Raw genomic sequence first — 23,672 nt, forward strand, 5'->3', positions numbered from 1 at the left:
ACCCCTTGCCTTTGGCTGAAATCCAGCAATCAGCTCACGGTCACGGTGTTGAAGCGCTCATCGGTGAGCGGGCTCGCCACCAGACCCTTGACCTTCGGGCCGACCACGATCGCCGGCGTCGGGTACGCGATCGGGACCGCCGGGAGGAAGTCCATGATCTTCTTGTTCACTTCCTGGTACGCCTTGGCGTGCGCGTCACCGGCGGGCGAAGCGTCCGCCGCGGCCAGCGCCGAGAACAGCTCGGCGTTGTTGAAGCCGAACTCCTTCTTCTCGCGGCCGAAGAACGTGCCCACGAAGTTGCCGGCGTCGTTGTAGTCACCGGTCCAGCCGAGCAGGTGCAGGTCCTGCTTGCCGAACTTCTGCACGTCGTCCTTGTAGCCACCGTTCCACGGCTCGGCGTGCGCCTCGATGTTGATGCCGATCTTCTTCAGGTCCTCGGAGATCGCCGTGAACGTGTCCGCCGGGTTCGGCATGTACGGGCGGCTGACCTCGGTCGGGTAGTAGAACTTCAGCGTCATGCCCTCGGCACCGGCCGCCTTCAGCAGGTCCTTGGCCTTCTGCTGGTCGTACGGGTACTTGGTGACGTCGTCGGTGTAGCCCGAGATGACCTTCGGGACGAACTCGGTCGCGACCTCGGAACCCTCGGCCAGCTTGGACTTCACGAACTGCTCGCGGTTGATGCCGTAGGCCAGTGCCTGGCGGACCCGCGGGTCCTTCAGCTTCGCCGCGTTCGGGCCGGACTGGTTGATGCCCAGGTACAGCACGTTGAACGACGGGCGGATGAGGACCTGCTCGCCGTCGTTGCGCAGCAGGCCGTAGTCCGCCGGGTTCGGGTAGTCGTAGCCGTTGATGTCGCCGGCCTTCAGCGCCTGCTTGCGGGCGTTCTCGTCCGGGATGACCTTGAAGATCAGCTTGTCGAGCTTCGCCGGGGACGGGCTGCTGTCGTTGCGCACCAGGGTGATCTCACCCTTGGCCTGGTCCCAGCTCTCGAACTTGAACGGGCCGGTGCCGACCGGGTGCTTGTTCGCGTACTCGCTGTAGGTGAACGAGTCGCCGCTCTGGGTGACCGTGTCGCCGTTGTACTGCTTGATCGCCGTCGGGCTCTGGATGGAGAACGACGGGAGGGTGAACGCCGCCGGGAACGCGCCCTTGGCCTTGTTCAGGTTCAGGACCGCGGTCGTCGGGTCCTTCGCCTCGCAGCTCTTGTAGACCGGGTCGCCGCCCGCGTCGCCCTCGTTCTTGGCGAAGCCCTCGAAGACGTCGCCGTAGTAGATCATCTGGCTCTGGGCGGCGGCGCCCTTCATGTTGTACCAGCGGTCGAAGTTGGCGCAGACCGCCGTCGCGTCCATCGCGGTGCCGTCGGAGAACTTGACGCCCGACTTGAGGGTGAACGTCCAGGTCTTGCCCTCGTTGCTCGACTCCCACTTCTCGGCGAGGGAGGGTTCGAGGTCAGCGGTGCCCGGCTTGTTCTGGATCAGCGTGTCGAAGATCTGCCGCGTGATGCGGAAGGTCTCACCCTCGTCGTTGAACGCGGGGTCGAACAGCTTCGGGTTGCCGGCCGCACCGAAGATCATCGTGCCCCCGGTACCACCCCCGGCGCCTTCTTCACGCTTGGATTCCGCACAGGCGGACAGCGAAACCGCGAGCGCGCCGGCGAGCCCGATCAGGGCCACGCGGCGTGTTCGGGTCAGCCGCAATTGCTGCATCTGGCACCCCTTGGGAGATGTTTCGGGTTCAAAGTCACCGTCCGGTCGGTCAGGAACTCGACGGACGATCGTGTGTTCGCCGACACTAGCGGGAACTCGGCTCGCACTTAAGCACGTGAGGTTACGATCGCGCTACGTGGACGTCGATTTGACCGCAATGTGTCCGTAAATCACGACAGAATGTGACCGTTTGTGCGTTACGGATGCGCCCGGTACCGGATCACTAACTCAGATGGCGGTACCCACGTTAGGCCGGTCGTGTTCGGGCACTGGATCGATCCGGGCCGGCCGGGCACGCAGGGTGACCGGTCCGTTCCCTACGAAAGTCGGGTTCCGGCCGCTCCGGGGGTGCCGTCGACGGCGAACCAGCCGCGCTCGAACCGTTGCCAGCGCCCCAAATCGGCCCGTGCGGCCTCCCCGTCCCGGCCGACGGCGTTGGCCAGCCGCTCGCCTTCCGAGCCGCCGGAGACCCAGCAGAGGTGCGAAAGCAGGGTTCTTGCCGAAGCCCGGCCGCTCGACACCCCCTCCAGCACCAGGACGTCCGGCACGACCACCCGGACGAGCTCACCCGGGCGGGGAACCCCCGTGGACCAGTCCGTGCGCCGGTAAACCCCCGGAACACCCGCCGACAGGGGACTCAGGACGCCGTCGACGAGCCGCGGCCACCACGAAACCGGGTCGTCCCAGGTGGCGAAGGCGTCGGTGCTGATCAGCTCGGTGCGACACCCGCGGGCGCGCAGCGCGGCCACGACCCGGGCGGCCAGTGTGGACTTCCCCGCGCCGGACGGCCCGTCGATGGCGAGCACGCGGACCGAGCCCAACCGGGCCGGAGCGGCCAGCAGGGCTTCGATCAGGGCGTCACTTGCTGACGCGCTCGACTTCCGGGAGCCCTTTGACGTCGTCGGGAGCCGAGACGCGGGACTCGAGCCCGGCGATCAGCTGCTCCAGGTCGCGCCGGGTGTCTTCGAGCTCGCAGCGCAGCAGCGCGATCTCCTCGACCGACGTGCGCACCTCTTCCTCGAGGTGCCCGACCTCGGTGGACAGGTGCAGCGACACGAGCGCCAGCACGACGCCGGCCAGGAGGAAGACGAAGTTCGACGGGGTTTCCACCCCGGTCAGCTTGGCCAGGAAATCCGCGGCCGACGGGACCACGGCCAAGACGACGACGCCGATGGAGACGATCAGCCACACACCCGCGTACTTCTCGCGCAGCTTGCGCCGCCGCATCATCTCGATGACGACGAACAGCACCAGGCATGCGATGACGATGCTGAGGATGCGCCAACCGACCATCTTCGGTAGCTCCTTATGCCGAGTCTGAGGAGTCGACGGCCGGGCGGCGGCGGACCAGCGCCAGCAGCAGCGCGAGGCCGGCGCGGCCCAGGTAGACGGCCGACTTGACGGGCGAGTGGCTGGGCGTGCCGCCCGCGCGCTCGCGCATGATGACCGGGATCTCCTTGATGGTCAGCTTGGCCCGGATGGCCATGACAAGCGACTCCACCGTGTCGCCCAGGTACTCCGCCGGGTAGTAGCCGGCGAACAGCCGGATCGCCCGCGGGCCCATCGCCTTGAACCCCGACGTGACGTCGGTGAGCTTGGTCTTCGCCAGGCGCGAGAACACCAGCGACAGCACGACCATCGCGTACTTGCGCGGCCCGCTGGCCTTGTAGGCGCCCTTGCCGGCGAACCGGGAGCCGATCACGATGTCCGCGTCGTCCAGGCCGCGCAGCAGCGCGTCGAGCTCGTCCGGGTCGTGCTGGCCGTCCGCGTCCACCTGCACGACGACGTCGTAGCCGCGGGCGGCGGCGTACCGGAAGCCGGTGCGCATCGCGCCGCCGACCCCGAGGTTCACCGCGAGCCGGGCCACCTCGGCGCCGGCCGCGCGGGCCAGCTGCGCGGTGTCGTCCACCGAGCCGTCGTCGACGACCAGCAGATCGCCGCCCGGCAAAGCCCGCTTGACCTGCGCGATGACCGACGCGACGCTCGCCGATTCGTTGAGCGCGGGCATCACGATGAGCACCCGGCGGCTGGTCACGGAGGTGGTGGACACGCGATCACTCTAGCCTTTCACTGCCCGTTACCGGCCGCGGACCCGGGCGCCGCACCGGCCGCGACGACGCCCTGCTGGCCCTCGATCTCGTAGATCTTCGCGCCCGCGTTGCGGTAGACCAGCTTGAACCCGGGGCTGGTGTCGAGGTGCTGGAGCCCGACGTCGTTCTGCGTCGTCGGGGTCACCTTGCCCGCCCCGACGAACGCGTAGCGGACCTTCAGGTCGGTGAGCAGCTCGCGCACCTTCGGGTACTTCTCGACGTCGTTGGCGAAGACGCTCAGGTAGCCCGCGTCGGTGTCGAACTCGGCGCCGTAGAAGTTCCACTGCGTCGGCATCACGCCGGCCAGCGCGTACATCCAGACGGAGCCGTCGGCCTTGTCGTTCAGCACGCGCTCGCCCGGCGCGGTGTGCTGCGCGAGCCAGGTGAACGCGGCCTCTTCGTCCTTGCTGACCGTCGGGCCGCCGCTGTAGTTCAGCTGCAGGCGGGCGGCGTTGCGGCCGATGTAGCCACCGCGGCTCAGCCCGCCGACGACCAGCGCCAGTACCACCACGCCGACCAGGGTGAGCGTGGCCGGCTTGAGCTTCGGCAGGCGCGGGGCGACCTTCTCGGCGAACCAGCCGGACGCCGTGTGCACGAACTCGCCGAACGCGACGCAGCCGGCCAGCGGCACCAAGGCCGCGACCCGCCAGTTGTCGTTGTAGAACGGGCTGCTCAGCGTGTGCACCAGGTCGGTCTCGAGGGACACGGTCGCGGCGAACAGCCCGCCGAGCACGACGTACGCGCCGACCATCCACAGCATCCGGCGGTGCTTGACCAGCAGGAAGACGCCGATGATCGCGGGGACGCCGATCCACCACTGCGGGAACGCCGCCATCGGCGAGAACGTGATCGTCTCGCCGACCGCGCCGCTCACGGTCGCTTCGTTCGCCCAGTACGCGCTGGTCACGCCGCCGGCGTTGTACAGCGACGGGAGCACCACCGGGATGCCGAGCGCGGCGGCCAGCACCACGGTCGCGAGCAGCGACGGCAGCGAACGGCGCCAGGTGATCGCTTCGAAGCGGAACACCACCGCGGCGAGGATCAGCAGGAAGTAGACGATGACGACGAACACGACGCTGGTGTGCAGGCCGGCGAGCCCGGCGACACCGACGCCGATGGCGACCGGGCCCGCGATCGCGCGGGGCTCCAGCAGGTGCCGGGCCACCGCGAGCATGGCCGGGATCAGGGCGACGCCGGCGACGAACGGCCACAGCGGGCCCCGCCACAGCGAGTCGTACGGGAACACCGTGAAGCAGGCCGACACCGCGGCCGCCGAGGCCACCCCGATCGGCGGCATCCGCCAGGCGTGGCACATCGCGGCGACGCCGAGCGGCACGGTCAGCACGACCGCGAGCGCCGCCAGGTTCAGCGTCGGCATGATCGTCAGGCCGCCCTTGCCGAAGACCAGGGCGAGCAGCGCGTGGTAGGTGTCCGGGTAGAAGTAGTGCGTCTCGTCCGGCAGGTTCGCGATCGTGCCGACGGTCGACGGCCGGGCGTCGCCGTGCTCGGCGATCCAGCGGACCAGGTTGGCGTGGAACGGCGCGTCCCAGCCCTGCTGGACGTTGCCGACGTTCCGGATGCCCCGGAGGAACGTGACGGTGCCGATGCCGGCGCCGGCGAGGACGCCGAGGCCGATCAGGACGTGGTCGCGGATGCTGCGCTCGGGCCGCTCCGGCTCGTCCCAGTCCGGGTGGCGGCGGCGCGTGAACCGGGTCACGGCGAAGGCCAGCGCGAACCCGACGGCCGAGAGCACGAGCGTCCACAGCGCGACGTTCGGCATCGACCAGCGGATGCCGAACCTGCCGAGCACCGGGATGCCGATGGCGACGAGGCCGAAGGTGAGCATCGGCGCGGCGGCGGCCAGCGTCCAGCCGCGCAGCCGGATCGCGGCACCGAAGACCAGACCCGGCAACCAGAACGCGAGCAAAACGAGTAGCACGTTCATCGAATTCGCAGTCCAAACCTTACCGGCGTTTCACGCCGTTTCCCGTCCCCACCGGCGGGTTCGCATCGCACCTTACTGGGCCGCTACGAAGACGTTTCACCGGTGCCCGGGGTTGTCCCCGAAACCGTTTCCGGTGCTTTCCGGAGGACGAACGCGAGCACCACGGCCAGGCCGAGCGTCGGGGCGGCGGCCAGCGCGACGACCGCGCGGAACACGGTGTCGCCGGGCAGCAGCACCAGCAGCAGGGACGCCGTGCCGGTGACGATCGCCCAGGTGACCAGCACCAGCCGGGCCTGGGTGCGGGCCACGAGCACCGCCGTGAGCAGCTGCATCGGCACCAGCAGCACCGACGACCAGACGAGCCCGGCGACCGACCAGCCGTCGATGTCGTACTTCGGGCCGCTGACGAACCGCACCGCCCACGGCCCGATCCACAGCCCGACCAGCGCGCCGAGCGCGGCCAGCACCAGCGCCGCGGCGGCGCCGAGAGCCAGCACGCGGCGCAACCGGTGGCGGCCTTCCTCGGTGACCGAGAGCCGGACGACGAACGGCACGGCCAGCGACTGCACCGGCCCGATCAGCGTCAGCGGCAGCCGCGCGATGACCAGCGCGGCGAACAGGGCACCGACGCGGTCGCCGTCGCCGCCCGGGGCGAGCAGGCCGACCAGCGCGGGGTAGCCGGTGATGACCGCCGCGGTCAGCGCCGCGCCGACCAGGAGCATGCCCATCCGGCGGCCGGTGACGCCCCAGCCGTCGCCCTCGACGTGGACGTCCAGCAGCTGCCGGGCCGGGCGGGCGAACAGCAGCCAGGCGAACGACCCGGCCGCGACCGCGACGGCCAGCGAGACGACGTTGTAGGCGACCGAGACGAACAGCACGCCCAGGATCAGCGCCCGGATCGCCGGTTCGGCGACCACGAGCAGCGAGAAGGCCTTCACCTTGTGCTGCCCGATGAGCAGCCCGCGCGTGCCGAACTGGCAGGCGAAGGCGACCCCGCCGCACAGCACGATCACGGCCAGCGACCAGTCGCCGTGGAAGAGCTTGTCGTTGACCGGCGGGATCAGCAGGGCGAGCGAAAAAGCGGCCGCGACCAGCATGCCGACGGCGACCGCGCGCAGCGCCGGGCGCCCCGCCCTGCCGCCGGTCAGCGCGGCTACGGCGGACTGGCGCGAGAGCTCCTGCTCCAGCGGCGAGAGCGTGCTGCCGAGGCCCATCACCAGGCCCCAGAAGGTGACGAAGACGGCGTAGTCCGGCGGGGACAGCAGCCGCTGGCAGGCGACGGTGAGGACGTAGCCAAGGCCGATCGACACGATCAGCGAGCCGCCGAGGCTGCCCGCGGTGGTGCGTCCGCTGCGGGCGGGGGCCGGGGTGTCCACCTCCGCGCTCATCGGCGGCGGAGCTTGGTCCGCACGGCCATGGCCAGTCCACGGAGGACACCGGCGCCGAAACCGCCGGCGAACACCGGCAGCAGCTTGGTGACCGCGCGGGCCTCGGGGCCGGTCGCGCCGCACTTCTTGACGACCTCGCCCGCCGCGACCGCGCCGAGCACGCCGGCGGCCAGCGTCGTCTTCGGCTTCTTCGCGGCGAAGGCCAGGCCGATCACACCGGCCGCGAGCGCGCCGAACAGGGCGTTGCGGGCCGGACCGGGCGAAGCGATGTAGGAGTCCACGTAGGTCGTGCCGCGGAAGTAGGCCTGCTGCGTGAACTTCTTGAAGGAGTCGCGCCCGTTGTAGGTCGCGGACAGCTCCGGGGCCAGCCAGATCCGCTCGCGCTCGGCGATCCACCGCAGCATGCGGGTGTCGTCGCTGGCGAAGCGGATGTCGTCGAACAGCGACGCGAACGCCGTCACCGAGCCTTCGAGGAGGCCGCGGCGGGCGCAGAAGAACGTCGTGCCCTTCGGGTAGACGTCGAACTCCTCGATGCCGTACGACATCAGCCGCGGGTTCGCGCAGTACTTGCGCCACGGCACCTTGACCAGCCCGGCCATGAAGCCGGCGTACGGGTTGTGCTCGGAAGCGACGTTGATGTGGCCGTTCCAGACCGCGCGCTCGGGGTGGTCGACGAGCTGGTCGCGCAGGAACGTCAGGGTGTGCTCGTCGACGATGACGCGGCTGTCGAGCAGCGCGATCCACTCGCCGGACGACTTGGCGATGCCCGCGCTCCTGGCCTCGAACCGGCCGGCGTTGGCCTGGCTGAGCACCGTGATGCCGTGGCGTTCGCGCAGGTCGTCGAGCCGCGACGGGGTGGCGTCGGTGCTGCCGTCGTCGACCACGACGACCTCGATCGGCCAGCTCGCGGCCGACGCCGAAGCGAGCAGCGCGCCGACACTGCGTTCGATCCAGTCCTGCTCGTTGTAGACCGGGATCACGACGCTGAGCGAGGGGAGGAGCGGGTTCGCACTCACCGTGCCGAGGCTACCCGGCGGCCCCCGCGGCGGGTCGGCCAGTATCCTTACGCCACCGCACCCGATCCGAAATGGGCTCCTCTGGTGATTTCCTTCATTCTCGGCACCACCGCGGAACTGATCAAGATCGCGCCCGTGTACCACGGGATCCGCGAGCGCGGGATGCGGCCGAAGATCTGGTTCACCGCCCAGCACGTCGACGAGGTCGCGGACGTCCTCGCGGACTTGAACATGCCGGAGCCCGACGTCTGGCTGGTGCCGGAGGACAAGGCCCACAACCTCGAGTCGCCGGCGCAGGTGCCCGGCTGGGCCGCGCAGGTGCTGCGCACCGCCTGGAGCCGCCGCCACGAGCTGCGCGCCGCACTGACCGAGGACGGCCGCCCGCCGCTGGTGCTGGTGCACGGCGACACGTTCACCACGCCGTACGGCTCGCTGATCGGGAAGCGGATCCTCAAGTCCCGCGTCGGCCACGTCGAGGCGGGCGCGCGGTCGGGCAGCATCCTCTCGCCGCTGCCGGAAGAGCTGAACCGCAAGATCGCGGCGAAGATCGTCGACATCCACTTCGCGCCGAGCATCCGCGAGGTCAACAACCTCCGCAACGCCCGCGGCGTCGTCGTCGACACCGAAGCCAACACGGCGATCGACGCGATGCGCCTGGCCATCAACCAACCGCTCGACGTGCCGAACCTGCCGGAGAAGTTCGGCCTGGCCACGCTGCACCGCTTCGAGCTGGTCTCGCGCCCGGACAAGTACCGCGAGGCGCTGGAGATCCTGCGCGAGCAGAGCCGCAAGATGCCGATCCTGTACATGGCCGGGGCGCCGGAGCGCGAGAAGATCCGCGCGCTGGGCATCGGGAACATCTTCGACGACCAGTTCATCGTCCAGCCGAAGATGCGCTACCTGAAGTTCCTGCCGCTGGTCGCGCGCGCCGAGTACGTCGTCACCGACTCGGGCGGCCTGTCGGCGGAGTGCTACTACCTCGGCCTCCCCTGCGCGGTGCACCGCGAGCGCACGGAAACCCCGCAGCACCTGGGCGAAACGGTCGTGCTGACCGAGATGCGCGGCGACAAGCTGCAGAACTTCCTCGACACGTACCAGAACCGGCGCGGTGAGTCCTGGATGGACAAGTACCACCCGTCCGAGATCGTCGTGGACACCCTGGCGCAGCTCGGCTACTGCTGACCCGGACGGCTTCCGCCGTTCGAGTGTTTTCCCCTCCGCACGTGATCAAGCGTGACTAGGGTCCGAAGCGAGGTCACCTGAACGTGTGATCTCACGGGACTGGGGGGATCTCGATGCGGTTTCAGCTGTTGGGGGCGGTGACCGCGCGGCGAGACGGGGCCGATGTCCCGCTGGGCGGGCCGAAGCCCCGCACGCTGCTCGCGGCGCTCCTGCTGGCGGAAGGCCGGGTGCTGCACGCCGACCGGCTGATCTCGATCATCTGGGACGAGACGCCGCCGGACAGCGCGCCGGCGTTGCTGCACACCTACGTTTCGACGCTGCGGCGGGCGTTCCAGCAGCCGGACGGGGAACCGGGCGCGATCCGCACCGAACAGAGCGGCTACCGGATCGAGCTGACCGGCTGCACCGTCGACCTGCTGGAGTTCGCCCGCCTGGCAGCCGAGGGGGACGCGGCGGCCGGCGCGGGCGACCACGAAACCGCAGAACGGCGCTACGACCAAGCGCTCGACCAGTGGCAGGGCCCGGCCCTCGGCGGCCTCAAGTCCCGGTTCGCCGCGACGGAAGCCGCCCGGCTCGCGGACCAGCGGCTGGACGTGCTGGAGAAGCGCCTCGACTCCGCGTTCGCGCTCGGCCGCGGCGCGGAGCTGGTCAACGAGCTGACGGCGCTGGTCGCGGAGCACCCCCTCCGCGAGCGCCTCCGCGGGCAGCTGATGACGGCGTTGTGGACGGCCGGACGGCAAGCGGACGCCCTGCGGTGCTACCAAACCGGACGCGGCCTGCTCGTGGAGGAGCTCGGCGTCGAACCCGGGCCGGAGCTGCGCGCACTGCACCAGCGGATCCTGCGCGGCGACGCGGTGCCGCCCGAGCCCGGCGCACCGGCCGCGCCGAAGTCCGAAGGGGAACCGGCGCCCGAGAACGGCGGCCCGTGCCTGCTTCCCCCGGACATCACCGACTTCACCGGCCGGAGCACCGAGACGTCGACGCTCACCAAGCCGTCCGCGCGCCGGGTGGCGATCTCCGGGAAACCCGGCGCCGGCAAGAGTTCGCTGGCCGTGCACGTGAGCCACCTGCTGCGGGCCCGGTTCCCCGACGGCCAGCTCTACGTCGCCCTGCGCGGTGCGCAGCAGTCGCCGGTGGATCCCGTCGAGGTGCTCGGCCGGTTCCTGCGCGCTTTGGGCGCCCCCGACGGGGAACTCCCGGTGGGTCTCGACGAGCGCGTCGAGCTGTACCGGGCCCTTTCGGCGTCGAAGCGGCTGCTCGTCGTGCTCGACGACGCCGCGGACGAGCGGCAGGTGCGGCCGCTGCTGCCCAGCGGGGACGGCTGCCTGTGCGTGCTCACCAGCCGGGTGCGGCTGGCGGCGCTGGACTCGACGGAGCACATCGACCTGCGGGTCCTCGACGACGAGACCGGGCTCGCCCTGCTCACCCAGATCGTCGGCGGCACCCGGATCGCCGCCGAACCCGACGCGGCCCGCACGCTCGTCCACCTCTGCGGCAACCTGCCGCTGGCCGTGCGCATCATCGGCGCCCGCCTCGCCGCGCGGCCGGACTGGCGGCCGTCGCGGCTGGTGCCGAGGCTGCGCGAACAACGGAAGTTCCTGAACGAACTGGCGATCGGCGACCTCGAAGTCCGCGGCAGCCTCGCCCTTTCCTACCGCGGTCTCGGGGACCGGGAGCGGTCCGCGCTGCGCCGGCTCGGCTGGCTGGGTGTGCCGGACTTCGGCGCCTGGCTGGTGAGCGTGCTGCTGTCGGTGCCGCAGGACGACGCCGAGGACATCGTCGAAGGACTGGTCCGCGCCCAGCTGCTGGACGTGGTCAGCAACGACGGATCGGGCGTCACCCGGTACCGCCTGCACGACCTCATCCGCGTGTTCGGCTGGGAACGCGCGGAGGCGGAAGAGGACGCCGAGCAGCTGCGGCTCGCGGTCCGGCAGGCCACCGACGAGTGGTACCGGCTGGTCGAGTGGGCGTCGGGCGGCACCCCGGTGCGCGCGCTGCGGCCCGCCTCGCCGGGTCCGGCGACGACCCCCGAGCTGGTGCGCACCGACACCCTCGGCGAGCCGCTCGCCTGGTTCGACGCCGAGCAGGCGGCGCTGGTGCACATCGTCGAACGCGCCAGTGAACTCGGGCTGGCCGACACGGCCGTGCGGCTGGCCACCGCGCTGTGTTCGTCGTCCTTCGCCGTGGAGAACCACTTCCACCACTGGTGGCGGACCCACACGGCCGCGCTCGAAGCGGCCCGGCGAGCGGGCGACCTCTCCGGTCAGGGCCTGCTGCTGTCCGGCCTCGGCTGGCTGCGCAGCGAGCAGGACCGGCTCGACGAAGCCGCCGACTACTACGCGCAGGCCCTCCAGGCGTACGCCGAGGTCGACGACGCCCGCGGCACGGCGGTCACGAGGCTGATGCTGAGCAGCGTCCGGCGCGAGCAGGCCCGGCTCCCCGAAGCGTTGGAGCTGCTGGGGGAAGCGCTTCCGGTGCTGAACGAGCTCGACGACCCCCGTGCGGAGGCCAGGGGGCACCACGGCCGCGGCATGGTCCTGACCGAGCTCGGCCGACTGCCCGAAGCCCGCCACGAGCTGGAGCTCGCCCTCGCCCGGTACCGGGCGCTGCCGGACGACCACGGCGTCGCGCTCGTCCTGCGGTCCACCGGCATCGTGCACCGCGCGGCCGGCCGGCTCGTCGAGGCCGAACTGGCGTGCGCGCGGAGCCTGACCCTGCTGCGGGAAGTCGGCGACCGGCTGATGATCGCCTACGCCACCCAGGCCCTCGTGAAGGTCCACCTCAGGCAGGGCCGCCGGGACACCGCCGAGCTGCACGCGGAACTCGAAGACGCGCTGGCCACGTGCCGCGAAATGCAGGACGGCTTCGGCCAGGCGCTGATGCTCCGGACCCTGGGCGAGCTCGACCTCGTCCGCGGCGAACCGGACTCCGCTCGTCGGCACCTCGAACTCGCCCTCACCTGGTGCGACGCGCTTTCCCTCCCGCTGTGGCGCGCGCGCAACCTGCGGGACCTCGCGGCGGCCCAGCGAGCGCTGGGCAGGCACGCGGAATCCGACGCCACCCACGCCGAAGCGCAGGCCCTCTTCACGAGGTACGGCGCGCGGGAGGCCACCGAACCCCGGATGGCCGTGAAGACCGCTTCCGGGAAAGCGGTCTTCACGGAACACCACTAGCAGCCGTTGAAGTCGCCCGGCGGCACCCAGGGGATGCCCGGCCAGAAGATGCGTCCTTCCGGCCGGTACTGCTTGCCCATCACGTTGTCCCACGACCAGGGGCTGATCTGGTAGTCGAACGGCTTGTAGGCGTTCCAGATCCGCTGCTTGCGGTCCCGCCAGTAGCCGCCGACGTTGTCCGGGTAGTCGGTGATGACGTAGCCCTGGTACTCGTCGCGGCGGATCAGGGTGTTGCCGGCGCCGTCGACGTCCGCGTCGGCCGCGAGGATCGCCCCGGCGACGTGGTCGACGTTGTCGGCCACGCCGTCACCGCGCCTTTCCCGGTGCCCGATGGTGCTTTGCGTGCGCAGGTAGTCGGGCTGGACGTAGTCGATGATCGAGCGCAGCATGCCGACGAACGAGTCCTTCGTGTACGCCGGCCGGTAGTCGATCGGCTCAGCGACGTACGAGTCGTCGTGCAGCATCCGGTACAGGTCACCGCAGTTGTCCTCGGGCCCGGCGGCCGCGTGGATGTAGGTGAACACGAGGTGGACGTTGGTCCCGTCGAGGTGGTCCACGGCGACGGGGTGGCCGCCGAACCACATTTCCTCGTAAGTCCAGGAGTTCGGCACGCCCGCCGTCTCGGCGTAGGCGGCGTGCTCCCCCTGCACCCGGTTGTCGGCGTAGTCCATGCCGCACGGATCGTGGCTCTCACACGGGATTTCCCCCGCGGTGAGGTAGGTGACCCACACGTTGTACCCGGCCTGCACGTCGGACGCGATGTCCGGGTTCATGAACAGCAGGTCGTCGTCCTGGTGCGCGGAGAAGCTGAGCGTCGTGGTGGTGTCCGCGGAAGCGGGACTGTGCACCGCGGCGACGGTCGCCGCGGCCAGCACCAGCGCGGCGAGCGGCCGCGCGATCTTCGTGCGCATGACGTGCTTCCTTTCGTTCACTGGCCCCAGTTTTCGATGTCGGGGGCGCCCATGTCGGTGTTCCAGTACCAGTGGGTCAGGGTGCCGTCGGTGGCACGGCCGTAGACGTTTTCCTGGCTGTCGGTGGCGAACCCGGTGGGGTTGGCGCCGAGGTTGCCGCCCCAGTTGTCGTGGCGGGGCTGGTTGTCTTCGGGGGTCCAGTACCAGTGGCCGAGCTGGTTGTCCGGGGTGCGGGCGAACACGTGCTGCTGGTCCTGCCACACGTACGCCACCGGGTTGCCCTGGATCGCCGCCCCCAGCGGCTCGTCGACCACCTCTTCGGCCGGGGTCCAGTAGAAGTGCTTCAACGTCCCGTCGGTGCCACGCGCGAACACGTGCTGCTGCTCGCCGAACGCGTACCCGGTCGGGTCACCGGCGAGCGTGCTCGACCCCCAGATCCCGTAGTTGGGGTCCGCGTCGGTCGGCGTCCAGTACCAGTGCGCCAAGTGCCCGTCGGTCGTCCGGGCGAAGACGTGCTGCTGATCGCCCCACACGTAGGCCACCGGGTCGCCGGCGACGCTCTGGGGCTGGGTTTCCTCGACCGTGCCCGTGTCGGGGGTCCAGTAGAGGTGCTTGAGTTTGCCGTCGGTGCCGCGGGCGAAGATGTGCTGCTGGTCCCCGAAGGCGTAGCCGGTGGGGTTGCCGGCGATGTCGTCGGCGCCCCACTGCTCGAAGTTCGGGTCGGCGTCCGTCGGGTACCAGTACCAGTGCCCGATGGTGTTGTCGGTCAGCCGCGCGAAGACGTGCTGGGTGTCGCCCGAAACGAACGCGACCGGTTCCCCGGCGAGCGCCGCGGGGTAGGACTCCGATTCGATGGACTCACCCGCGTTGTACGAGTGCAGCAGCGAGCCGTCCGCGCCCTTGGAGAACAGGTGCTCCTGGGTCCCGTACCGGTACGACGCCGAGGCCGCGATGCCCTCGTCGCCCATCGGGGCCGGCTGGCCGATGTCGTCGACGATGTTGCGGTAGCGCATCGGGGTGAACGTCCGGATGTAGGACTGCGCGGTCCACGCCCGCTCGACCGCGGGGTTGCCGTAGTCGAACTCCTCGCGGACGATCGGCTGCGTCTTCGCGGCGTCGTTCCAGGCGAGGAAGAGCGCGATGTGCCCGTCACGCCACAGCGCGTCGCCGGGCAGCAGGTCCGCCCAGCCGATGGCGTCCATCCGCGTCGGGAGGCTGTAGGTGGTCAGGCTCGTGCTGAGGTTCCAGGCCATCGACACGAACCCGGAGCAGTCCTGGCGGTAGGTGCCGTACTGGTTGGTGTGGTACGCGGACTGGCTGTACATCACGTGCTCGTCGATCCACGACCTCGATCTGGTCAGCACCTCGGAGCGCGTGATCTGGCCGTTCTCGACCGAGGTCATCGCCCGCGCGGCGGCCTTCGGATGACTCGGCACGCCCGCAGTGCCTTCGTGCGGGAGCGCACCCGGGTGGGCGGGGTCGTAGTACGCGGCGGCGGCCGCCGGGCCGAGCGGGTGGGCCTGTGCGATCGCGGGAGCGGCACCGGCGATCGCGAGCGAGGTCAGCACGGCGGCCAGGACGGCGCCGGTGCGCTGGACGGTCATGGGGTTCCTCCCGGGTGAACGCTCCGCCGTCCTCGGTGCGGCGGAGTCGCCGGGAAACCGTGTCGCGGCAGGCTTCAAGTCCGCCCCAAAACCGCTTCAACGCGACTTGCAGGCGGCTTGGAGCCGACTTGGAGACCGGGCTTCCAGGCTTGGCCCATCGCCACGACCTGGAGGACACCATGACCCGCACCACCACCCGGATCACCGTCGGCGGGCTCGGCGCGCTGATCAGCACGCTGGCCCTCGTCGCGCCCGCTACGGCCGCCCAGCCGACGACGAGCGACCCGGGTACGAGCACCACGACCCAGGAAGAACAGCGGTCGGCCGCGATGAGAGACGCGGCCGTCAAGGCCGGCTTCCAGGACGACTACGTCGCCGCGGCCGGCCCCGCCGCGCAACGGGTCCGCGACGACTTCGACATCCCGGCTTCGGTGACCGCCGCCCAGTCCATCCTGGAGTCGGACTGGGGCCGCAGCACGCTCTCGGTCAACGACCGGAACTACTTCGGCTTCAAGTGCACCTCGCCGACCAACCCCGGCCCGTTCGCGAAGGGCTGCGCCCCGTACCCGACCACCGAGTGCGTGCCGGCGCCCTGCCACCCGGTCAACGCGTACTTCCGCTCCTACGACTCGATGGAGAACTCGTTCCGCGACTACGGACGGCTCCTCACCACCAGCTCGATCTACTCGAGCGCGCTCCCGTACCGCCACGACCCGGACGCCTTCATCCGGGAGGTGAGCCGGCACTACGCCACCGACCCCAACTACGCGAACAAGGTCATCTCCCTGATGAACACCTACAACCTCTACCGCTTCGACTCGGGCACGGCGCCAGGCGCTTCGCTCGGCGACGAGGGCATCGCGGCCTCGGCGTCCTACCGGTACGGGACCCAGGAGCACATGTTCTCCCGCGGCGCCGACGGAGCCTTGCTGCACTCCTACAACGCGGGTGAGTCGATCGAGTCCGAGTCCTACCCGGGTGCGTTGGCGGGCGAGCCGGTGGCGTTCGTCGCGGGCGACACGCAGCACGTCTTCGCCCGGCTGACCGACAACACGATCGGCCACTGGTACTGGTACCCCACCGACGCCGACCCGAACTTCGAGCAGTGGGGCGCCGACGACATCGCCGGCAACCCCACCGGCTACGCCTTCGGGGACCAGCAGCACATCTTCGCCCGCGGCACCGACGGCAAACTCAAGCACCTGTACTGGACCCCCGACACGGGCACGGTCGAGGAAACCCAGACCCAGTCCGTCGCGGGTGACCCCGTCGCCTACGTCTGGGGCGACCAGCAGCACGTCTTCGGCCGCACCACCGACGGCCACCTCGCCCACTGGTACTGGACCCCCACCGACGCCGATCCCAACTACGGCACCTGGGGTTCCAGCACACTGGCCGGTGACCCGACCGGGTACGCGTTCGGGGAACAGCAGCACGTCTACGCCCGCGGCACCGACGGCACACTCAAGCACTTCTACTGGTCCCCCGACGAAGAGGTGGTCGACGAACCCCTCGGCGCGCAGATCCAGGGCAACCCGGTCGCCTACGTCTGGAACGACCAGCAGCACGTGTTCGCCCGCACCCCGGACAACCAGCTCGGCCACTGGTACTGGACCCCCGAAGACAACCAGCCCCGCCACGACAACTGGGGCGGCAACCTCGGCGCCAACCCCACCGGGTTCGCCACCGACAGCCAGGAAAACATCTACGGCCGTGCCACCGACGGCACCCTGACCCACTGGTACTGGAACACCGACATGGGCGCCCCCGACATCGAAAACTGGGGCCAGTGAACGAAAGCGGGCCGTTCACGAAGACGTGAACGGCCCGCTTCGGCTCAGCCGATCAGAGGAACACCGCCTGCGCGGCGCTGAGCGTGCCGCCGCTGTTCCACTTGCCGCCGCGGTTGTCGAGCGCGCCGTTCTGCCCCGCGTGCCAGTAGAACAGGCCGGTGTTCGAGTTCCCGTAGTCGTAGCTGGCGATCACGTCCGCCCGGCCGTCACCGTCGATGTCCGGCGCCGTCCACTGCGACTTGGCCCACGACCAGTTCCCCGCGCCGCTGTCCCACTTGGTGACCGGGGCGTCGAAGCCGTCGCCCGTCGCGTGCCAGGTCGAGAACGTGGTGTCGGCGTTGCCGTTGTCGTAGGCCGCGCCGATGTCGATGCGGCCGTCACCGTCGAAGTCGCCGGTCACGAAGCGCGCCTTGGCCGGGGTGAAGGTCAGGCCGTTCCACTTCACGCCCTTGTCGTCGAACTTGCCGGCCGCGTTCGCGGTCCAGAGGAACAGGTTCGCCGTGTTGTTGCGGTAGTCGTAGAAGGACGCCAGGTCGGCGCGGCCGTCTCCGGTGAAGTCACCCGCCACCCACGTCGACTGGGCCAGGCCCCAGACCCCGGCGGCCGTGGTCCACTGGGTCACCGGCGCGTCGATCCCGGTCGCCGTGGCGTGCCAGGTGAGGAACGACATGCTCGCGTTCCCGTTGTCGTAGGCGGCACCGATGTCGGTGCGGCCGTCGCCGTCGAAGTCGCCGGCCACGAAGCGCGCCTTGCTCGGCGAGAAGTTCGCGCTGTCCCACTTGACGCCCTGCGCGTCGAACCCGCCGGCGGCGTTGGCGTACCAGAGCCAGATGGTCGAACTGTTGTTGAGGTAGTCGTAGATCATCGCGAAGTCGCTTCGGCCGTCGCCGTTGAAGTCACCGGTCAGCCAGCGCGCCTGGCCGGCGTTCACGGCGCCGTTCCCGCTGTCCCACTTGAGCGCGGGGTTGCCGAGGATCGGGGACTCGGCCGACCCCGGGCCGAGCGAGGGCCAGACGTAGAGGCCGGTCCGCGCGTTCTTGAAGTCGTACACCGCGCCGACGTCTTCCAGGCCGTCACCGGTGAAGTCGGTGCCCTTGGACAGCGGCGTCGTGGCCGAGACGACGGCCGACGGCGCACCGGCCGGGCCGGTCGCCGGGGTGGCGACGACGCGGTAGTACCGCGTCTGCTTCGCCGGCAGCTGCTGCTGGGTGTACGACAGCGACGAGGTCGTGGTGAGCAGGTGGGCGGCGTCGACCGGGACGTCGGAGGTCGCCGAACCGTAGACGGCGTAGCTGGCGTTGTCCGCCGCCGGCAGCCCGGGCCAGCTCACGACGATCGTGTGGCCGATGCCCTTGGCCGTGGGGGTGACGACCGTCTGCCGGATCCAGGCGACGACGTCGTCGGTCCGGGCCGCGGTGCTCCCCTGCCGGGTCTCGGTCTCGCCGAAGCAGCCGTGCTGCCAGGAAGCGCTGCTGACACCGACCAGTTCCGCGCGGCCGGAGACCTCGCGGAACGCCGGGCCCCCGGCGTCGCCGCGGCAGGTGTCCGCGCCGGCGTCCCCGGTGAGGCTCGCCGTGGTGGCGGTGTTCGCGCCGGCGGTGAAGACCGCGCTGTGCAGCTTGTCGGGCACCCACTCGGTGTCGGTGCGGCCGAAGCCCGCGACCCGCAGCTTCTCGCCGGTGGCGGGCGCCGTGGCCGACAGCGAAATCGGGGTGACGTCGGTGATCGGGGCCGCGAGCCGGGCCAGCGCGAGGTCGCGGCCGGCGGCGACCACCAGCCCGGAGACACCGACGGCGTGCCCGGCGGTCCCGGCGAGGTCGGTCCGCCCGACGACGGCCGTGGTCGCCTTCGCCGGCGCCCCGCCCTGCGGGTTCTCCGGGAAGCAGCTGGCGGCCGTGGCGACCCAGTCCGGCGCGACGAGCACGCCGCTGCAGGCCCGGCCGTCCATGCTGAGCTTGGCGGTGAAGCCGTAGGTCCCGTCGGCGGCGACCGAGCTGTGCGACACCGCCGACGCCGGTACGGCGGCGAGCAGCCCGGTCACCAGCAGCACACCGCCGATCGCCGTTCTGCCTGCTGTACGTGAGCGATCCACCAGAGTTCCCCCTCATCGTTTCGCGAAGCGCTTTCCGCCCCTCGGGGCACATCGCGAAAGGTAGACAAGTTTTTACCGAGCAAGGCGGTGACACATATCACATTTTGCCTATGGGGTGGTCAAGTAGCATCCGAATCGGAATTCAGGGGAGGAAATACGTGAAATCTGTCAATCGCCCGTTCGGCGCACTTGTGCTGACCGCCGCCGCGCTCGTCGCCGGCCCCACCGCGGCCACCGCGGCCGCCGACGACACGCCCCCGCCCATCGTCGAGGACTACGACTACCCGGGCGCCGACCAGATCTTCGCCGAGCACGGGATCCGCCTGCTCAAGGGCGACGGCCACATCCTGTTCGCCGACTGCGCCACCAGCGGAAACCGGGTCGAGGTGTGGAGCCGCACCAACGACGCGACGTTCTGCTTCCGCGTCACGGCGAACAAGGGTTACCTGAGCCTCGACCTCGCCAAGGTCTACCTCATCAAGGCCGACGACCACGCCCTCAAGGCGACGATGATCGTGAAGGGCGTCCCGAAGGTCGTCGACATCGAAAAGAACAGCTGGACTTCGGTCGGCGAGGGCGCGGACCCGCAGAACGGGCCGTCATCGCTCGTCGAGCTCAATTCCGGCCCGGCCTGATCGCATTCTTACGTGCGGCTCACCGGTCAGGTACCGGTGAGCCGCTTTATCGCTGTCGAAAAATTTCGTCCGGACAGTTCGGTCATCTTCTCGAAGAATTCGAGCCCTCCGGTGACGATGGCTGAAAGCAACTCCTCTTCACCGGCGACCGAGGTGCGGCGGAAGTCCTTCCCGGCCACCGTGATCCGAAGCAGGTTCCGCGGGACCGGCTCGAGCGAAATGTCGATCGACTGATCCGGGAACGACGTCACGGCTCGCCCGTCCCGGCGGTAGTCGCCGATGAGCTGAGCGACGAAGATCCACAACAGCTCGATGGTCGAGTACAGGTCTTCGTCGAGCAGGGCGACCCCGTTGACGGTCAACAAGATCGCGCCACCCGGATCGTCGACCCGCTGCTTCGGCGGCAACTCGGTGCAGTCGAGAACGTCGACGAAGCAGAAGTCCCGCTGCCCGACGTCGAGTACGGTCCGTACCCGCTCCACCGTGCCCATCACACCTCTTACTTCGGGTAGAACTGCACGACCTTGCCACCGTCGACCGTACCTCGGTACATCACGCCGTTGACGAGGCCTTCGATTTTGGTACTGGCGTTGGTACCGCCGTTCGCGATGATCTTCGCTTGGTTCTGGGTGAGTACCTGGCGGATCGCGTCCTCGATGTCCGGGATGGTCATCCGCGCGTCGAAGAAGCTTTGATCCGTCTTGAAGCTGCCGTCCCAGTACTTCGGGTGGTGTCGTTCGAGGATGTGCTTGAGGTAGTCCTGGTTCAGCCTCGCCTCTTGACCGCCGACCTGGAACGCCTTGCTCGTCCAGCCCGACAACACACCCAACGACCGCCCGGGGTACAAACCCAGCTTGTCGACGACCACTCCGGCCGCGCGAAGCTTCAGCATCCGCTGCAGCAGCCTGCTGAACGGCTTCCCGATGCCCGCTTCCTGCGTGATCATCAGGTGGCCGCCGAGGGCCTTCAGCTGGCTCCGCAGCGCAGCGCTGCACGAGCCGCCCTTCTCGCAGTACTCCCGCAGCAGCAGGTCCGAGAACTCGGCGCCGAGGGGTTTCGCGCTCTCGTACTCGTCCGCGTGCTCGGTGATCCACGCGTCGAAGTTGCGCCCGATCGCTTCGCACGCCGACAGCCCGTAGTCCGCGAACGGCAACACGAGCCCGTTGACCAGGCAGGTGCCGTCGGTGAACAGCACCGTCACACCGTTCTCGAACTCGGCGACCCGGAAGCGCTGCGGGGGTCCGTTCAACTGCTCGTTGTTGTGCGTCCGCAGGAACACCTCGACCGCTTCGGCCGCGGCGTCCGCCGCCTCCGACGCGCTCTTGCCCGCGTCAGCGGCTGCCTTCCGGGCGTCTTCGGCCTCGCTCGCGGCCCACTGGGCCATCGAGCGGGCGACCGCGGCCGAGTGCGCCGCCTTCGCCGCGGAGTCCGCGGCCCGGGCCGCGGCCTGCTGCGCCGTCGCGGCCGCCTGCCGTGCCTGCTTCGCCGACAGCGCCGCCTGTTCCGCCGACGCCTGCGCCGCGGCGGCGGACGCCTTGGCCTGGTTCGCGTAGTTCCCGGCCTCGGTGGCCGACTGGCGCGCCTGCGCCGCATAGCCCGCGGCCTCGTCGGCCGCGTGGCGCGCGGTTGCCGCGGCCGCGGCCGCCCACGAAGCGGACTCCTGGGCCGACGCCGCGGACGCCGCCGCTTCGGAGACGTAGCGCTGGACGACCGCGACGTGCGCGGCGGTGTCCTGGTCCCGGCGCTGCGCCTGGGCCTTGCCGACCTCCAAGAACGCACGCAGCTCGTCGTCCGGGCCGGCGAGGGTGATCTGCGCCGCCGCCTTGACCTCGGGGCCGCCGGTCGCCAGCGCCTGCGCGACGGCGATGCGGTCGTCCTTCTGCGCGGCGGAGAACTGGCCGGTGCGCAGGAACGCCCGCCGGTCGTCGGCCGAGCCGTCGAGCGCGGCCTGCGCGGCTTCCTTGGTGGCCGGGCCGCCGGAAGCCAGCAGCTGCGCGATCGCCGTCCGCTCGTCGTGCTCCTTGCCCGGGTACGGCTGGGTCTTCAGGAACTCGTTGACCTGGCCGTCGGTCCCGCTCAACGCGGCGAGCGCGGCCTGGGCCAGCGCGGTGTTCTCGCTCTGGGCGAGGTGGCCGACCCGCGCGCGGTCGTCCTGGAACGCGGCGGCGGTCAGGCCGCCGGCGACGTACGCGACGACGTCGTCGTCGGAGCCGCCGAGCACCGCTTCGGCACGGGCCCGGCTGATCGGCCCGGCTGCCGACAGCTGCTTGACGGCGATCTTGCGGCCGTCGGTGACCACGGTCGCCCGGGGTGCGCCGGGCGCCGCGGCTTCGGCCAGCAAGCGCTTCGCTTCGGCGTCCATCCGATCGGATTCCGGGGTGTCCCACGGCACTTCGGCCGGGATCACCGCGGTTTCGGTGCGCAGGGCCTGGGCGAGCTCGACGGCTTCGTCGGTTTCCGTCGCCAGGCGCTCGGCCTCCGCGTGGCGGGCCACCTCCTGGGTCCGGCTCGCTTGCGCGGCCGCCGCTGTCGCCGCGTCGGCGGCTTCCTTGGCGGCCCGGGCGTGCGCTTCCGACTCGGTCGCCGCCTTGTCGGCTTCACCGGCGTGCGCCGCCGCTTCGTCCGCGGCCGCCGCGGCCGCGTCGGCGTGCTGGGCCGCGCTGAGGGCGGCCGTACGCGCTTCCTGGGCGGCCGATGCGGCCTCGGCGGCCAGCGCACCGGCCGCGTTCGCGGCCCGGGTGGCCCGCGCCGCCGCCCGCTTGGCGTCGGCCGCGGCCCTCTTGGCCCGCTCGGCCTGCGCTCCCGCCGCGGCGGACTGGCCGGCGGCCGCGTCCGCCGCGTCGCCCGCCTTCTGCGCGTTCGAGGCGGCCGAGGACGCCGCCTGCACCGCCGCGCCCGCGGCCCTGGCCGCGTCGCCGACCGCCACCGCGGCGTCCGCCGCGAGCCGGGCGCTGGCCGCGGCCTGCCGAGCTCCGATGGCGGCCTTGCGGGCGTCGTCGGCCTTGCCGGCGTCGGTCCTCGCGTCGGCCGCCGCGCGCTGCGCCGCACCCGCGGCCCGGCCGGCGAGCACCGCGGCCACGGCCGCGCGCTGGGCCGCGGTGGCCGCGACCTTGGCCGCCTGCGTCGCCTCGTTGGCCGCGCCGATGGCCTCCCGCGCCGCCGCGGCGGCCCGCGTCGCGGCGTCGGCCGCCCGGCCGGCCGCGTTCGCCGCCTTGACCGAGTCGTCCTTCGCCGCGGCCGTTTCCGCCGCCGCCGTCTCGGCGGCCTGGCGAGCCAGGTCGGCGGCTTGGACCGCCCGCTCCGACGCCTGCTTCGCGAGCGTCGTTTCGGTCGCCGCGCGTTCGCTTTCTTCCTTCGCCGCCGCCGCGAGGCTGGCCACGGTCGCGACTTCGTCGTCCCGCTCGCGAGCCGCGTACTGGCCGCTCTCCAGGAACTCCTGCAGTTCCTGCCGCGTGCCGGACAACGCGATCTGCGCGGCGCGCTTCACCTCCGGCCCGCCGACCGCGAGGATCTGCGCCGCCAGCACCCGCTCGTCGTGCGCCAGCGCCGCGTCGTGCCCCGACAGCACGAAGCGCGAGAGGTCCGCGACGGTGCCGTTCAACGCCGCCTGGGCCGCTTCCTTCACGCCGGGGCCGCCGACGGCCATCAGCTGCGCGACCCGGACCCGCGTGTCCTGTTCCCACGGAGCGCGGATGCCGGTGGTGAGGAAGGCCTTGATCTCCTCCGGGGTGCCGGACAGGGCGGCCTGCGCGGCCGTCTTCAGCGCCGGTCCCGCGGTGGCCAGCAGCTGCGCCACCTGAACCCGGTCGTCCTGCGCGGTGGTGCTCGCGAGGCCGGTGGTCAAGAACTGCCGGACGGCTTCGTCGGTCCCGCTCAGCGCGGCCACGGCCGCTTCCTTGACGCCGGGACCACCGGTGCGCCACGCGTCGACGGTCCGGGCCCGGTCGGTCAGGACCGGCGTGGGGTCGTCGGGGTCGGTGACGTCCGCGAGCGCGGGTGGCGCGAGGAGCCCGGCCAGCAACGAAAAGAGGAACGCGACGATCGCCGCGTTCCTCAAGAGCCCGATTCCCCGTCTCGACGACGATCTCGGCTTCATCGCGGTCAACCCCCCAGTCGGCGAACGTCGTTCGCCCGGGG

General features: G+C 70.8%; 16 protein-coding genes. 4 read left to right on the forward strand and 12 right to left on the reverse strand.

What is annotated here, in order from left to right; translation table 11 throughout:
- Window positions 1-29 precede the first annotated feature (29 nt).
- From AB5J73_RS09580 to AB5J73_RS09610, 7 genes are all read right to left on the reverse strand, one after another.
- The gene (locus tag AB5J73_RS09580; protein ID WP_370969339.1) at window positions 30-1,706 is read right to left on the reverse strand and encodes an ABC transporter substrate-binding protein; all 1,677 of its coding nucleotides are present in this window, start codon (window positions 1,704-1,706) and stop codon (window positions 30-32) included.
- Between the two features lie 317 nt (window positions 1,707-2,023).
- Window positions 2,024-2,512, reverse strand: a complete 489-nt coding sequence (locus tag AB5J73_RS09585) for a uridine kinase (protein WP_370969340.1) — start codon at window positions 2,510-2,512, stop codon at window positions 2,024-2,026.
- Between the two features lie 52 nt (window positions 2,513-2,564).
- Window positions 2,565-2,999, reverse strand: coding sequence for a DUF2304 domain-containing protein (locus tag AB5J73_RS09590; protein ID WP_370969341.1), 435 nt, complete (start codon window positions 2,997-2,999; stop codon window positions 2,565-2,567).
- 13 nt (window positions 3,000-3,012) lie between these two features.
- Window positions 3,013-3,714: a glycosyltransferase family 2 protein gene (locus AB5J73_RS09595; protein WP_370973049.1), complete on the reverse strand. Its 702-nt coding sequence runs from the start codon at window positions 3,712-3,714 to the stop codon at window positions 3,013-3,015.
- A 59-nt stretch (window positions 3,715-3,773) separates the two neighbouring features.
- Window positions 3,774-5,741 (reverse strand): DUF6541 family protein, encoded by a 1,968-nt coding sequence (locus AB5J73_RS09600; RefSeq protein WP_370969342.1) that lies wholly within the window; start codon window positions 5,739-5,741, stop codon window positions 3,774-3,776.
- An 83-nt stretch (window positions 5,742-5,824) separates the two neighbouring features.
- Window positions 5,825-7,129, reverse strand: coding sequence for a lipopolysaccharide biosynthesis protein (locus tag AB5J73_RS09605; protein WP_370969343.1), 1,305 nt, complete (start codon window positions 7,127-7,129; stop codon window positions 5,825-5,827).
- Window positions 7,126-8,145 carry a glycosyltransferase family A protein gene (locus AB5J73_RS09610; protein ID WP_086864820.1) on the reverse strand — a complete coding sequence of 340 codons (1,020 nt, stop codon included), beginning with the start codon at window positions 8,143-8,145 and terminating at the stop codon, window positions 7,126-7,128. The genes AB5J73_RS09605 and AB5J73_RS09610 overlap by 4 nt, the downstream gene beginning before the upstream one ends.
- Window positions 8,146-8,229: 84 nt before the next feature.
- Between AB5J73_RS09610 and AB5J73_RS09615 the strand changes: the two genes are divergently transcribed.
- Both AB5J73_RS09615 and AB5J73_RS09620 read left to right on the forward strand, forming a co-directional pair.
- Complete coding sequence (locus AB5J73_RS09615) at window positions 8,230-9,327, forward strand: UDP-N-acetylglucosamine 2-epimerase (protein ID WP_370969344.1); 1,098 nt, start codon at window positions 8,230-8,232, stop codon at window positions 9,325-9,327.
- A 113-nt stretch (window positions 9,328-9,440) separates the two neighbouring features.
- Window positions 9,441-12,500 carry a BTAD domain-containing putative transcriptional regulator gene (locus tag AB5J73_RS09620; RefSeq protein WP_370969345.1) on the forward strand — a complete coding sequence of 1,020 codons (3,060 nt, stop codon included), beginning with the start codon at window positions 9,441-9,443 and terminating at the stop codon, window positions 12,498-12,500.
- Here the strand turns inward: AB5J73_RS09620 and AB5J73_RS09625 are convergent.
- Both AB5J73_RS09625 and AB5J73_RS09630 read right to left on the reverse strand, forming a co-directional pair.
- A complete protein-coding gene (locus tag AB5J73_RS09625; RefSeq protein WP_370969346.1) occupies window positions 12,497-13,411 on the reverse strand; it encodes a PIG-L family deacetylase in 915 nt (304 codons plus the stop codon). The genes AB5J73_RS09620 and AB5J73_RS09625 overlap by 4 nt on opposite strands.
- Before the next feature lie 17 nt (window positions 13,412-13,428).
- Window positions 13,429-15,015, reverse strand: a complete 1,587-nt coding sequence (locus AB5J73_RS09630; RefSeq protein WP_370969347.1) for a hypothetical protein — start codon at window positions 15,013-15,015, stop codon at window positions 13,429-13,431.
- Window positions 15,016-15,194: 179 nt separating this feature from the next.
- Here AB5J73_RS09630 and AB5J73_RS09635 point away from each other — a divergent pair, with 179 nt between their 5' ends.
- Window positions 15,195-16,808 carry a glucosaminidase domain-containing protein gene (locus AB5J73_RS09635; RefSeq protein ID WP_370969348.1) on the forward strand — a complete coding sequence of 538 codons (1,614 nt, stop codon included), beginning with the start codon at window positions 15,195-15,197 and terminating at the stop codon, window positions 16,806-16,808.
- A 52-nt stretch (window positions 16,809-16,860) separates the two neighbouring features.
- Here the strand turns inward: AB5J73_RS09635 and AB5J73_RS09640 are convergent, their stop codons facing one another.
- The gene (locus AB5J73_RS09640) at window positions 16,861-18,900 is read right to left on the reverse strand and encodes a trypsin-like serine protease (RefSeq protein ID WP_370969349.1); all 2,040 of its coding nucleotides are present in this window, start codon (window positions 18,898-18,900) and stop codon (window positions 16,861-16,863) included.
- A 158-nt stretch (window positions 18,901-19,058) separates the two neighbouring features.
- Here AB5J73_RS09640 and AB5J73_RS09645 point away from each other — a divergent pair, with 158 nt between their 5' ends.
- Window positions 19,059-19,535: a hypothetical protein gene (locus tag AB5J73_RS09645; RefSeq protein WP_370969350.1), complete on the forward strand. Its 477-nt coding sequence runs from the start codon at window positions 19,059-19,061 to the stop codon at window positions 19,533-19,535.
- 26 nt (window positions 19,536-19,561) lie between these two features.
- On the opposite strand, the gene AB5J73_RS09650 is transcribed toward AB5J73_RS09645, so the two are convergent.
- Window positions 19,562-20,026: a hypothetical protein gene (locus tag AB5J73_RS09650; protein ID WP_370969351.1), complete on the reverse strand. Its 465-nt coding sequence runs from the start codon at window positions 20,024-20,026 to the stop codon at window positions 19,562-19,564.
- An 8-nt stretch (window positions 20,027-20,034) separates the two neighbouring features.
- A complete protein-coding gene (locus tag AB5J73_RS09655) occupies window positions 20,035-23,592 on the reverse strand; it encodes a chemotaxis protein (protein ID WP_370969352.1) in 3,558 nt (1,185 codons plus the stop codon).
- Between the last annotated feature and the right edge of the window lie 80 nt (window positions 23,593-23,672).

This window comes from Amycolatopsis sp. cg9, assembly GCF_041346945.1.
GTDB lineage: Bacteria > Actinomycetota > Actinomycetes > Mycobacteriales > Pseudonocardiaceae > Amycolatopsis.